This window comes from Paenibacillus sp. SEL3 (assembly GCF_054602585.1).
Genome location: NZ_CM137725.1, coordinates 3,089,483 through 3,102,894, shown reverse-complemented (window position 1 = coordinate 3,102,894; position 13,412 = coordinate 3,089,483). Strand labels below are relative to the sequence as shown.

The following is a 13,412-nucleotide window of genomic DNA, read 5'->3' as shown; positions in this document are numbered from 1 at the left end:
ACAAATGTACGCACAAAAAATATACTAAGGCTGTAAACAAAAGAAAGCGCCTTCTTTCAATTAATGCGATTATAACAGTTGTTCAGAGAGAGGAGTAACGTGAGCATGGATCAAGACATTAAACAAGCGATTACTAAGGGAGAAACCTCACTTGGTATCGAATTTGGATCCACACGTATCAAGGCAGTGCTGATTGATCATCGTTTTGAAACCATCGCATCTGGAAGCTATGAGTGGGAAAACCTCCTGGTAGATGGATATTGGACGTACAACTTAGAGAGTATTATTATGGGCCTGCAAGAGGCTTATCGTGAAATGAAGCAAGAGGTTGAGCAAAAATATGGAGTCACCCTTCGTACGGTTGGTTCTATAGGATTCTCTGCAATGATGCACGGCTATATGGCTTTTGACAGCAAGGGTGAGTTGCTTGTTCCGTTCCGGACTTGGCGGAATGCGACAACCGGGGCTGCAGCAAAAGCTTTAACTGATAAATTTCAATTCAACATTCCTGAGCGATGGAGTATTGCTCACTTGTATCAAGCGATATTGAACGAAGAGCAACATGTCCCTCATATTGATTTTATGACGACGTTGGCTGGATATATCCACTGGCTGCTGACTGGCGATAAGGCAATTGGTATCGGAGACGCTTCGGGGATTTTCCCAATTGATGAGACTACACATGATTATAACGAGTCGATGGTTAAGCAGTTTGATGAACTCATTGCAGCCAAAGGCTACGATTGGAAGTTACAAGACATTATTCCTAAAGTTCATATCTCAGGCGAGCAGGCAGGTGTACTAACCGCAGCGGGAGCGAAAATCTTAGATAAATCCGGAGACTTACAACCTGGTATTCCGCTTTGTCCTCCAGAAGGTGATGCGGGAACAGGAATGGTCGCTACGAATAGTGTGAGAAAACGTACTGGCAACGTGTCTGTGGGAACTTCGGTTTTTGCCATGATTGTATTAGAGAAGGACCTTTCAGCGGTATATCCGGAAATTGATCTGGTGACCACACCGAATGGTAATCCGGTCGGCATGGTTCATGCCAACAACTGTTCAAGTGATCTCAATGCTTGGCTGGGCTTGTTCCGTGAATTCTATGAGGCCATGGGGCACAAGGCGGATCCGAATCAATTGTTCAGTGTGTTGCTGAATAAGGCTTTGGAAGCGGATCCAGATGGCGGTGGTTTACTCAGCTATGGCTATTTGTCAGGGGAGAATATCACCGGAATAGAGAAAGGCAGACCGTTGTTTGTCCGCTCTCCTGAGAGCCGTTTCAATTTGGCCAATTTCATGCGGACGCATCTGTTCACTGCATTTGCTGCTTTGAAAATCGGAATGGATATTTTGACGAAGAAAGAATACGTCGCAATTGACAGCATTCTGGCTCACGGTGGTTTATTTAAAACCCCTATCGTCGGACAAAAGATTGTTGCGGCTGCTATGAATGTCCCGGTATCCGTGATGTCAACAGCTGGAGAAGGCGGAGCGTGGGGTATGGCTATTCTGGCTTCTTACATGATGAACAAGGATCAACAAGAAAGTCTGGAAGACTTCCTCGACCAAAAAGTATTTAGAGATGTTGAGGGACAAGAAATTCATCCTGACGGTTCCGATGTTAAGGGATTCGAAACATTCTTAGAACGCTATACACAAGGCCTGGCGATTGAGCAGGCTGCTGTAGATAATCTAGTGGAAAACTGGAGGAATTGACGTGTTAGAGCAGCTGAAAGAAGAAGTATTTCAAGCCAATCTGGATTTGCCTAAACATGGACTCGTGAAATACACCTGGGGTAACGTAAGCGCTGTTGATCGTGAGCGTGGCTTATTCGTTATCAAACCGAGTGGTGTTAGTTATGACACGATGAAACCTAGCGATATGGTGGTTGTTGATTTTGACGGCAATGTTGTTGAAGGAGAGATGAGACCTTCATCGGATACACCGACTCATGCCGTACTTTACAAGCACTACGCAGAGATCGGCGGTATTGTGCATACGCATTCGACTTGGGCGACGATTTGGGCTCAGGCAGGCCTGGATGTACCTGTAATGGGGACTACTCATGCAGACACCTTCTATGGTTCTGTTCCCTGTGCTCGTTTCTTGACACAAGAGGAGATTGATCGTGGCTACGAAGCCGAAACCGGCCGTGTCATCATCGAAACTTTTGAGCAGCGCGGGCTGGATATTTTAGCAGTGCCAGGTGTCCTGCTTAAGGGTCATGCTCCTTTCACTTGGGGTAAGGATGCGAAATCTGCAGTCATGAATAGCGTCGTATTGGAAGAAGTTTCGAAAATGAATTTATTCGCACGGGAATTGAATCATTTTGCCGAAGAATTGCCGCAGCGCATTCTAGATAAACACTATTTGCGCAAACATGGGAAAGACGCCTACTACGGGCAAAAGTAAGACCAACTAAACTAACAAACGAAGAAAAGAGGATGAATGTTATGTCAACAGTAGGTACAAAACAGTTCTGGTTTGTCGTAGGTTCACAACATCTGTATGGAGAAGAAGCATTAGCAGAAGTCAAAGCACACGCACAAGAAATGACCGATGCCCTAAATAAGAGCGGCGTTCTGCCTTATCCGCTTGTATTGCAAGATCTGGCGGTTAGTGCAGACAAAATCACCAGCCTTATGAAAGAAGTCAACTATCGTGATGAGGTTGCTGGTGTCATCACTTGGATGCATACTTTCTCACCTGCAAAAATGTGGATTCGCGGTACTAAATTGCTGCAAAAGCCGCTACTTCATTTGGCCACACAGTACAATGAAAGCATTCCTTGGGCTACAATTGACATGGACTTCATGAACCTCAATCAGGCAGCTCATGGTGACCGTGAATATGGGTTTATCAACGCCCGCTTGAAGAAACAGAATAAAGTGGTTGTAGGTTACTGGGAACGTGCAGAAGTGCAAAAACAAATCGCGGAGTGGATGGATGTAGCGGTTGCTTATAACGAAAGCTTCAATATCAAAGTCGCCCGCTTTGGCGACAATATGCGTAATGTTGGCGTTACGGAAGGTGATAAGGTCGAAGCCCAAATTCAATTTGGATGGACTGTTGACTACTTCGGAATTGGCGACCTCGTTCAGTACGTCAATGCTGTGAAAGAAGAAGAGATTGATGCTTTGTTTGCGGAATACTCTGAACTTTATGAATTCGATTATGGTACTTATAGCAAGGAAGCTTGGGAAGCCAGTGTAAGAGTGCAAGCAAGCTATGAAATTGCTATTAAACGATTCCTGGATCATGGCGGCTATACTGCCTTCACTACGAACTTCGAAGACCTCTATGGTATGAAACAGCTCCCTGGTCTTGCCGTTCAACGTTTGATGGCACAAGGATACGGATTTGCTGGTGAAGGAGACTGGAAGACTGCAGCGCTCGATCGCCTGCTTAAAGTCATGAGCCATAACCAATCCACTGGCTTTATGGAAGACTACACCTATGAATTAGCGGCTGGTCAGGAATCGATCCTTCAATCCCATATGCTTGAAGTTGACCCAACGTTGGCGAGCAACAAGCCTAAAGTCATCGTTTCTCCGTTAGGTATCGGCGATCGTGAAGATCCAGCCCGTCTGGTATTTGACGGCAAGGCAGGAGACGGTGTGGTGGTTTCTATGGCTGACTTTGGCACCCATTATAAACTGCTGATCAATGAGGTTACTGCATTTGAACCGACAGTTCCTGCTCCAAATCTTCCGGTAGCCCGTGTACTGTGGAACGTGAAGCCTAACTTCCAGGATGGAGTTAAGGCATGGATTGAGAACGGTGGCGGTCACCATACTGTGGTTTCCTTGAATCTAACCACAGACCAAATTGTGACTTATGCAAAACTGGTTAACCTGGAATACGTAATTATTAAATAACTAGAAGATAGCCATCTATAAAAGCATTGGGTCAGTCCTTAGGATCCAATGCTTTTTATTGGTTTTCTAAGGATGTCGAGATAAAGGAAAGGTTCCTAAGCTATCTGGCGATATAACGAGATAATTGGATTCTCCTTAAGGTAATCATTTAATTCATAAGGATGTGATACTATGGCGAATGTACCAGCTACGAAAACGAAATTGGTTATCGTCGAAGGCATACCTGGTTCTGGCAAATCCACATTATCTAGATACATACATGACATGTTAAATACACATCAAATAGAATCGGAACTATTTTTAGAAGGAAATTTACGGCATCCCGCTGATTATGAATCGGTTGCATGTATGCCGAACGAAGAACTTGATCGGCTCCGATCAATCTATTCCGAGGTGTTTCATTACATTGATCCGTTCGTATCTTTGAATGGCAACGACTCTTTAATCGCATATGCGCTTGCGCAGCAATCAGCCCAAAATAAAATTCCTTCTAGTTTGTATGAGGAAATCCAGCGTTATGAAATCTACGATGGAGTACCCGTGGAAAAGTACTGCGAATTGATGATCCAACGTTGGAAGTCTTTTGTTAAAGATCAGCGAGAAAAGGAAAAGCTAATCATACTCGAATGCTGTTTTTTACAGAACCCAGGGTGTGCATTACTCGCCCGGCATGATGCTGGAAATGATCGATTTGTTCGGCATGTATTACAGATTGCGGAGCAAATTCAGGAGTTAAATCCAATTTTGTTCTATTTGAAGCAACCTGATGTGCGTGAGACGATTGAGCGAGTAAAAACGATGAGATCTCAAGAATGGTTAGATTTCACGATTTGGTACCATACAGAGCAAGATTATGGAAAGAAGAAGGGGCTTCATGGGTACGAGGGATATATTCAGTTCCTTGAATATCGACGAGAGCTAGAATTACAAATTATTGAGCAACTTCCTTTTCAATCGTTTGTTATGGATAACTCCGATTATGATTGGGTGAATCAACAACAGACTGTTTCGAATATCATGATGAAGTATTTATAAACCATGAAGCTCATTCGAGGAAACGTTAGTGCAATTAGAAAGGGCCTGTCCCGTAAAGATTGGCCCAAAAACTTGCCGTTACAGGCAGCCCTGTGACTCTCATGTTTTAAAAGTTCAGTAGAGAGAAGGTTATAAGCTATGAGTGATTATGGTCCAGATCTATTTAAAGGTACCGCTTGGTACTACTCTAGGTATCGACCTCCTTATCCTTCGTCGCTTATTCGGTTTTTAGTTAACAAGTTTTCTCTGAATGGGGAAGGTCGCTTGCTTGACTTAGGATGTGGAACGGGTCAGCTAGCTCTAAGATTTAGTGATTGGTTTGAAGAAATAGTAGGTGTAGATACTGAATCAGAAATGCTAGATGAAGCAAACCGTTTGTCCAGTGATAAAAGGTTGGACAATGTTAAATGGGTACAAGGAAGGGCGGAAGAGCGCGTATGTGACAGGGGTGTCTTTCGCCTAGTTATAATTGCGAAAGCATTTCATTGGATGGATAGAGAGTCCATTCTTGACATTCTGTATAACAGTTCTGATACTAATGGTGGCGTAGCTATTATTGATAATACTGGGAAGCAGGAACCCTTACTTTGGCAACTCAAGGTCAACGAAGTAGTGAGACGTTGGCTAGGAGACGCAAGAAGAGCTGGTAATAGCACTTACACTCCCCCAAAGGAGAGGTATGAGGATATTGTAAGAAAATCTGGATTCAAAAATGTCCAAAGACATATTTTACCGAGTTATTCATATACATGGACTGTTGATTCGATCATTGGAAATCTGTACTCTACATCATTTGCTTCAAGACGCCTTTTTGGTGATAATTTAGTACGATTTGAAAATGATTTAACATCTGTTCTACTAGATATGGACTCCACGGGTGTGTTTACCGAAGAATTGTCAGTGTCTGTTATTACTGCTAGTAAGTGAAGCCCCAATAATACAGCGTGTTGAGATCCATTCTTATTATTTTGCAAAGAAAATTCTCACTTTTTAGCAGAAATGATTTATAATTATCAGATAATAGACAATATAATTTTTAAAAGATTATATTTTAGTTATAATAGAGACAGAAAAGATATGTTCCTGAGTGGAGCCTTGCTTCTTGTATCACCTAAGCAGGAGGGCCTGCTCTTTTTTGCAAATATAAGAGATAAGGAAGGTTTTTATGAATAGCATTCAGAAAAATACAGACGTTATCTTAATTGGTGCCGGAGTCATGAGCGCGACTCTGGGATCATTGCTAAAAGAGTTAGCACCAGAATGGGAAATTAAAGTGTTTGAGAAACTCGCAAACGCAGGAGAAGAAAGCTCTAACGAATGGAATAATGCAGGTACAGGCCATGCTGCACTGTGCGAACTGAACTATACATCCGAAAAAGCTGATGGATCTATAGATATTCGTAAAGCTGTAGACATTAATGAGCAGTTTCAGCTTTCAAGACAGTTTTGGTCTTTTCTTGTAAACAGCCATTTGATTCGTAATCCTCAGGACTTTATCAAGCCAATACCTCATATGAGTTTGGTAACAGGAGAGAAAAATGTATCTTTTTTGAAAAAAAGGTTTAAAGCGCTTTCAACTATTTCTCTATTTCAAGGCATGGAATTTTCCAACGACCCTGAAAAGCTGAAGGAATGGATTCCGCTAATTATGGAAGGCCGTACATTGAATGAACCAATCGCGGCAACCAAAATCGACTCTGGAACAGATGTCAACTTTGGTGCTTTAACACGCATGTTGTTTGAGCATTTAAAAAGTAAAAACGTTGAGATCAATTACAAGCATAGTGTAAAGGATATTAAACGTGCGAGCGACGGCTCGTGGAAAGTCAAAGTCCATAATCTGGATAACGGTAAAATCGAATACCATACTGCCAAATTTGTCTTTATCGGTGGTGGGGGTGGAAGTCTACCTTTGCTACAAAGAACCGGTATTCCTGAGTCCAAATATATCGGGGGATTCCCGGTAAGTGGACTATTTATGGTATGTAACAATCCTAAGGTTGTCGCCCAGCATCATGCGAAAGTATACGGTAAAGCTAAGGTTGGTGCTCCTCCCATGTCTGTTCCGCATCTGGATACAAGATATATCGGTAACCAAAAAGCACTGCTATTTGGACCGTTTGCCGGCTTCTCACCGAAGTTCTTGAAAACGGGCTCAAATTTGGATTTGATCGGATCTGTAAAACCCAATAATCTCATCACGATGTTGGCGGCAGGCGCAAAAGAGATGGCATTGACCAAATACCTGATTCAGCAAGTGATGTTATCGAATGAAAAGCGTCTGGAAGAATTACGCGAGTTTATTCCGAACGCCAAAATCGAGGACTGGGGGATCGTGGTAGCGGGTCAACGTGTGCAGGTGATCAAAGATACGGAGGGCGGTAAAGGAACACTTCAATTTGGTACAGAAGTGGTTAGTGCCGCTGATGGTTCGATAGCTGCACTGCTCGGCGCTTCTCCGGGTGCTTCTACTGCTGTTCACGTTATGCTGGAAGTATTGGAAAAATGCTTCCCACAACATATGGAAGAGTGGGAACCAAAAATAAAAGAAATGATTCCTTCTTATGGGGTGTCACTAGCGGAAAACCCAGAGCTTTACCAAGAAATTTATGACTCCACAACGGAGGTGCTCGGTCTGGGCGAAAGGGAACCGCTTCATCGTTAATTTTTACATGGCTAGTAACTCGATCATCCAAATATTTTTAATAAAAAGCACAGTAATCTTACGATATATTTTAGAGCCCAATAAGCAACAACACCAAGCGGTGGGAAGAAAATCCCCACCGCTAAAAATGTTTGTTTAACAAAACAAAGTTTTGCAATCCTTCTGCATTTTCGATGTCACATGGATGAACAGCTTCCATGGTAAAGCTTTATGTATGAATAGATAGGGGCGCACTCACAAGAGGAGGTGCCCCTATCTATTTATGTTATATTTGTGCGGTTGGACGGATCACGATTTCGTTCACATCAATGTCAGCCGGTTGTTCAATTGCGAATCCAATTGCGCGGGCTACCGCGTCTGGTGTCATGGCTAGTTTATCCCGGATGACGGCGAGTTGATCTCTTATAGCCGGGTCTGTTAAACTTTCGGTGAAATTTGTCTGCACAATACCTGGCGAAATGATGGTTACGCGCAGCTTATCGCCAGCCTCCTGGCGCAACCCCTCTGAGATGGCGCGTACGGCGAACTTCGTACCAGAGTAGACCGACTGGTTCGGAACGGTCTTGTGTCCTGCTGTAGAAGCAGTGTTCACGAAATGTCCGAAACCCTGTTTGCGAAAGACAGGCAACGCTGCAGCAATGCCATACAAAACGCCTTTAATGTTGACGTCAATCATGTGCTCCCAATCTTCCACGCGCAGATCATCGAGAGGGGATATAGGCATAACGCCAGCGTTGCTGACGAGAACATCCAGCTTCCCGTATCGTTCGCAAGCCAAAGTAACGAGGTTGCACAGATCCTCGCGCCGTCTAACGTCAGTGCGTGCATAGACAGCTTCGCCACCCCTATTCGTAATACGTGTCGCCAGTGCTTCAAGGCGGTCCACCCCGCGCGCCCCAAGCACGACTTTTGCTCCACGCTCGGCAAGCAACAGTGCTGTTGCTTCTCCAATTCCGCTGCTTGCACCTGTAATCACGACGACTTTGTTCTCTATTCTTCCTTCCAAACTCATAGCCCCATCCTTCTTTCTTTGATCTATTTGCCTTAGGCCCTTTGTTGGCCTTGCAAGTAAATTTTAAGTAGAATTCAGTTGAGACAGGTAGACCGATCAAGTCCAATTCTTGCCTAATCCTATTCGGCGTGCATATAATTAGCACATCAATATTAGCGTTCAACGGAAAGGAAGGTGAAGCATGAATGGTTTCGTCTCCTCCCCCCTCTGATATTTCTACGAATCTACAAGAACTGATTCGTCTGATTGATCAACGCGCGTCTTCGGACGGTACGTTTGTTTCGTCTGTGCCAGGACTTTATTTCAGACGTGCAAGCCATGTGTCCGAGCTGAATCATACGGTCCATATGCCCTCCCTGTACGTGGTTGCGCAAGGCTCAAAGACAGCAATGCTGGCTGGAGAAAACTATGTGTACGATCCAACAACCTACATGGTCACATCAGTTCAACTTCCAGTAACTGGTAAAATAACTCAAGCCTCGTCGGAGCTTCCTTATCTCAGTCTTCAATTATCCATTAGTCCAGACGCCATCCTGGACATTATCAAGAAGAGTCCTCCTCCATGTAACGTTAAGACTGGACGCGGCATACTGGTGAGCCAATTTGACCCTCTGCTGCTTGATGCGCTGCTTCGGCTTGTCAGACTTTCGGATACGCCTGCGGATATTCAGTTTCTTGCGCCGCTTATCACGCACGAGATCCTTTATCGTGTATTACAAGGTGAGCAGGGAGCTTTAATCAGGCAATTTGCCGTAGTTGGCAGCTATGCACATAGCATCTCCAAAGCGATCCATCTGATTACCTGCGATTACTCTAAGCCTCTTGTGATCGAGGAATTGGCGAAGGAAGTAAACATGAGCCCTTCTTCCTTACACAAGCACTTTAAAAAGGTAACGGCTATAAGTCCTCTGCAGTATCAGAAGGCCATTCGACTGCAGGCTGCACGCCGCTTACTGCTCTCGGAGGGATTGGAGGCCGCCACTGTAGGCTTTCGCGTTGGCTATGAGAGTCCTTCGCAGTTCAGCCGAGAATATGGACGCATGTTTGGACGGCCACCGATGAGTGATGTTAAACATTTGCGTAATTCTCTTAGTGTCTCAGTTGATTGAGAAGTTTATCGGGTGATCCGTGGAGGTTAATATGAAAACTTTCATTTACATGGTGAGACATGGCGAATCACCAAAGACGGAAGGAAATGAAAGAACAAGAGGTTTGACTGATAAAGGTAAGTCAGATGCTTTTCAAATAACTGAGTTATTGAGAGGAGAGGGGATCGAGGTTTTCGTTTCAAGTCCATATCAACGGGCAATCCTAACCATTCAAGAATTAGCTCAATGCTCAGGACAAGAAGTTTTAATACTCGAGGATCTTAAAGAAAGAATTTTTTTGAATGAAGACAACCGAATGCCCGATGATGAATTATTCCCTTTGTTAGATAAGTCATTTTCTGATCCCAACTTTGCTTTAACGGGAGGAGAGTCTAATGCAGTTTGTCAGAATCGAAGTATAACAGTCTTAAAGGAATTGCTAATAATCTACCGAGGACGGAAAGTCGCATTAGGCACTCATGGAGCTGTAATGACTTTAATGATGGGGCATTATGACAAGCAGTACGATTTGGATTTTTTACTACACACATCCAAGCCAGACGTATACAGAATGGAATTCAATGATCAGGAATTAGTTGAGGTGAAAAGATTGTGGAACATGCCGTAATAGTTTGTGAGGAAAAGGTATAAGGACTATTCTCCAAAAAGAGACCACCCCTAAAAAAGGATGGTCTCTCTTCAAAGCTTTTCTTTTATAGCTATTGCGGTGAAGCGTTAAGCAGATCCTCGGCTATTTTTACCAGGTCTTCCTTGGTCAGTGGACTGTCCTGGTTATCAGATATGTTGAAGTGTAACCGTCTTTTTTCATCAAGCCAGCCCAGTCGGTTTTTTCCGGCCTCCAAGGGATTGCTTGTTTTGCTTGCCCTGATGTAATAGGCCTTGGTTCCTTTAATTGTCAGTTGCTCAGCCGAATCCTGTTCATTTTGCATGATGGTTGTCTTTGTGACTTCAGAAGTGTATTTGGTGACGGTAATGTTTACATAGTCGTTTCCTCTCGCATACCGGGCAAAGGAGGTGTCTGACTTGTCCCAGCTCAGCTTTTGAATAAACAGATGTTCACCCTCCGGTGCAGCTTGGGCCTGTTGCATCAGTTTATCGGTTAAAGCTCGATATTCCTTTTTATCCATCATCCTAGGATATGCAGCGCTTGGATAGACGTATCCGAATTCAAACTGATAGCCATCTGGTAGATGAGTGGGGTTGCTGAATAATGGAGCCTCAGTTCGCTTGATTTCATCTTGTAAGCTGTTGAAACTTGAAAGTTCAGCTGGCTTGTACGCAAACAGGGCCGGATTAGATAGGTTGTTCTGATTCATAGAATCGTCCTTGACGTAATAGGCAGCATACTCTCCGGGCTGCAAGCGATCTTTCACTTTTTCGTTCCACTGTGCGTAGGTGGAGGTATACGTTTTCGAGGCGTCCGTTTCGGCAGGTGTTTTGGCGGTATTTAATACAACGTCGCCCTTACTGTTGCGGAATTCAAGATATTGCGAAGCGGCGTATCCGGTCACAGAAGCCCCTAACACAAAAAGTAAGATCATAATGGGAGCGGTAATGCGCGGTTGAAGACGCATTTTTACAATGAACCCCTTTTTGGGCGTCACCTTTTGGTAGACCTGTTCCATCACTTTGTCAGAAACGTCAAAAGCTTGGATTTTTAGGACACTTTCTGGTTCTGTCAGCTTGTCCATGTTTTTTAAGTCTTTGTCTTTTGGATCGGTGTATTTCAGATTTTGTTCCTGATTTCTGCCTTGTAATTCACGCATTTCGGGTCCTCCTTTAAGGGTTCCATTATTTTTTTAAGCTTTGTTTTTGTTCTGCCGTATTTTTTCTTGATAGCTTCCTCGCTCTTGTTCATAATTTCCCCGATTTCTCCAAACGTTTTTTCTTCAAAAATGCGCAGCACCAACAGGTTTCGTTCTTCTGCATTCAGTTGGTCTAATGCCCGGCTCAGCGGTTCACTGAAAAGCTGACGTTCCAAAACCTGCGCAGCACTGTCTGAAGTCATATTAGTTGAGGTGAACAGGGTAATCTTAAATTTGCGCTGTAGATTCTTCCTGCGAATCAAGTTCAGGCAGTGATGATAAGCCATTTTATACAGCCAGGAGGAGAAGCCCATTGTCGGTTTGTACATGTTAATTTTTTCAAAAGCTTTGACCAAAATATCCTGTACGGCTTCTTCTGCCTCATGCTCACTTCCTAATAGCCGCCAGCAATACACAAATATCTGACGCTGATACTCCTTCACAATGTAGGCGTAATCCTGGATTTCGCCAGCTTGAACTCGTTTGATTTTGTATTCGATTTCCTCATTCAAAAATTTAGGCACCTCCTCTGATCAAAAAGAAAATTATATCTGTATAACAAATGAAGATGACCGAAAGGGACACCTTTTCTAAATTTTTTTAGTATTAAATCTACTCTCTAAGAGAGTACGATAAAGCAGAACAATAATCACTCACGTAGTTAGTTTTATAGAGTTAAAGGTATATTGTGGAAGTGGGGGGTGTTAAAATGAAATTAAGATATTGATAAGAAGGAGGTCTACGGAATTCTTCATAAAAAGCCTTATGAGGACGCTTTGGGGCCATCTCGTAAATAAATAGGAGAGGATACGGTTTCTAATGAATGTAAGTGCTAAGAAATATAATTTTGATAATGTGATGCTTTACCTTCATGATCAAATGAAGCTGCTGCCTAACCTAGAATCAAAATACATTGGATTAACCATGCCATTTCCTCGACAAGTTGCGCTACGGAATAGGGTGGCTGAGAGTATTGAGACATTAATAGCATACGATGAGGATGTTTGTATTGCTGTTCATTTTAATCAATCTGCTGCTGGGGCTATTGAATATGAGAAAATAATTTTTATAGGAATTGATTACTTGCATCTCAAGAGAATCGCTGATTTTATGAAAAGACAAGATATAAACCTGAATATCAAAGACACCTGCATACTTTATAGAGAATGTACTGCTGACTTGAACATAAATTTGAAAGGCAATCATTCCAGAATAACAAGTTTAAATGACTTATTTGCAGGAGTCGAAATTCATATTGGTCATTTAGAGGCTGGGATGGGATATCAATATGAAAATAAACAAGTGAATGAAGATATTATTCATTACTGCTGTCATAAAGATGATGAGGAAGGTAAGGAGCATGGATACCAATTATTCGTAAAATCGTTAGATTACTTTTCCAGGAAATTGTTAGCTGAAGGATTTGTATTAGGGTACCCTGCTGTAGATTCAAAAATTAAAATGATGAAGGCTTCTTGTTCAATGTGTTTTTATCGGGATTATTATTACATTAGTGGAGCACATATATCACTCAGAACCGCTATGCAGCAAGCGGATTGGCAAATATGCGAACCATTGATGCAGATCCAAATGACCTGTAACAAGCTATATTTTGAAGAGAACTCCTTTTTTAGAGGGGTAGAAAATCGATGTATACTCAAGGACGAAGATGACTATAAGTTATCATTTAAATCTAGACTTTCCTCAATTATCGATATCCTAGAAGAGATGTATGACCATAAAAAAGATGTTTCGGACTTCCATATAGAATTAAACAGCTTTGTGCCAATTGAAGATGATACTCAGTTAACAGAAAAATTTAAAGTGATTTATGATATCGATAAATGGAAAGATGAATTAAACGATCAAGAGGTAAACTCGGCAATCCCGCCCGTTAGCTAACG

12 protein-coding genes are annotated in these 13,412 nt (G+C 42.8%); 9 read left to right on the top strand and 3 right to left on the bottom strand.

Annotation, left to right across the window (positions count from 1 at the left end; all coding sequences use genetic code 11):
- The first annotated feature begins 105 nt into the window (after positions 1-105).
- The 6 genes from ACYCS5_RS14375 (at position 106) to ACYCS5_RS14350 (ending at position 7,582) form a co-directional block, all read left to right on the top strand.
- Complete coding sequence (locus tag ACYCS5_RS14375; RefSeq protein WP_165145520.1) at positions 106-1,719, top strand: xylulokinase; 1,614 nt, start codon at positions 106-108, stop codon at positions 1,717-1,719.
- A gap of 1 nt (position 1,720) precedes the next feature.
- Entirely contained in the window at positions 1,721-2,416 is a 696-nt protein-coding gene (locus ACYCS5_RS14370) for an L-ribulose-5-phosphate 4-epimerase (RefSeq protein ID WP_013373853.1), read from the top strand.
- Positions 2,417-2,457: 41 nt separating this feature from the next.
- Complete coding sequence (araA, locus tag ACYCS5_RS14365) at positions 2,458-3,882, top strand: L-arabinose isomerase (protein ID WP_029518894.1); 1,425 nt, start codon at positions 2,458-2,460, stop codon at positions 3,880-3,882.
- A 171-nt stretch (positions 3,883-4,053) separates the two neighbouring features.
- On the top strand, positions 4,054-4,917 hold the full coding sequence (locus ACYCS5_RS14360; protein ID WP_340957474.1) for a P-loop NTPase family protein: 864 nt from the start codon (positions 4,054-4,056) through the stop codon (positions 4,915-4,917).
- Between the two features lie 138 nt (positions 4,918-5,055).
- Positions 5,056-5,844, top strand: a complete 789-nt coding sequence (locus tag ACYCS5_RS14355; protein ID WP_459761251.1) for a class I SAM-dependent methyltransferase — start codon at positions 5,056-5,058, stop codon at positions 5,842-5,844.
- 238 nt (positions 5,845-6,082) lie between these two features.
- Positions 6,083-7,582 carry a malate:quinone oxidoreductase gene (locus ACYCS5_RS14350; protein ID WP_459761250.1) on the top strand — a complete coding sequence of 500 codons (1,500 nt, stop codon included), beginning with the start codon at positions 6,083-6,085 and terminating at the stop codon, positions 7,580-7,582.
- Between the two features lie 265 nt (positions 7,583-7,847).
- Here ACYCS5_RS14350 and ACYCS5_RS14345 read toward each other — a convergent pair whose 3' ends face one another.
- A complete protein-coding gene (locus tag ACYCS5_RS14345; RefSeq protein ID WP_049817054.1) occupies positions 7,848-8,594 on the bottom strand; it encodes an SDR family oxidoreductase in 747 nt (248 codons plus the stop codon).
- Positions 8,595-8,779: 185 nt separating this feature from the next.
- Here ACYCS5_RS14345 and ACYCS5_RS14340 point away from each other — a divergent pair, with 185 nt between their 5' ends.
- The gene (locus ACYCS5_RS14340; RefSeq protein WP_459761249.1) at positions 8,780-9,703 is read left to right on the top strand and encodes an AraC family transcriptional regulator; all 924 of its coding nucleotides are present in this window, start codon (positions 8,780-8,782) and stop codon (positions 9,701-9,703) included.
- Between the two features lie 31 nt (positions 9,704-9,734).
- The gene (locus ACYCS5_RS14335; RefSeq protein WP_459761248.1) at positions 9,735-10,310 is read left to right on the top strand and encodes a histidine phosphatase family protein; all 576 of its coding nucleotides are present in this window, start codon (positions 9,735-9,737) and stop codon (positions 10,308-10,310) included.
- A gap of 91 nt (positions 10,311-10,401) precedes the next feature.
- Here the strand turns inward: ACYCS5_RS14335 and ACYCS5_RS14330 are convergent, their stop codons facing one another.
- Together ACYCS5_RS14330 and ACYCS5_RS14325 are read right to left on the bottom strand one after the other, a co-directional pair.
- The gene (locus tag ACYCS5_RS14330; protein ID WP_459761247.1) at positions 10,402-11,469 is read right to left on the bottom strand and encodes a DUF4367 domain-containing protein; all 1,068 of its coding nucleotides are present in this window, start codon (positions 11,467-11,469) and stop codon (positions 10,402-10,404) included.
- Positions 11,430-12,020 (bottom strand): RNA polymerase sigma factor, encoded by a 591-nt coding sequence (locus ACYCS5_RS14325; RefSeq protein WP_459761246.1) that lies wholly within the window; start codon positions 12,018-12,020, stop codon positions 11,430-11,432. Before ACYCS5_RS14325 ends, ACYCS5_RS14330 begins: the two co-directional genes overlap by 40 nt.
- 307 nt (positions 12,021-12,327) lie before the next feature.
- Here ACYCS5_RS14325 and ACYCS5_RS14320 point away from each other — a divergent pair, with 307 nt between their 5' ends.
- Positions 12,328-13,410, top strand: a complete 1,083-nt coding sequence (locus tag ACYCS5_RS14320; protein ID WP_239645252.1) for an elongation factor G — start codon at positions 12,328-12,330, stop codon at positions 13,408-13,410.
- The last annotated feature ends 2 nt before the right edge of the window (positions 13,411-13,412 follow it).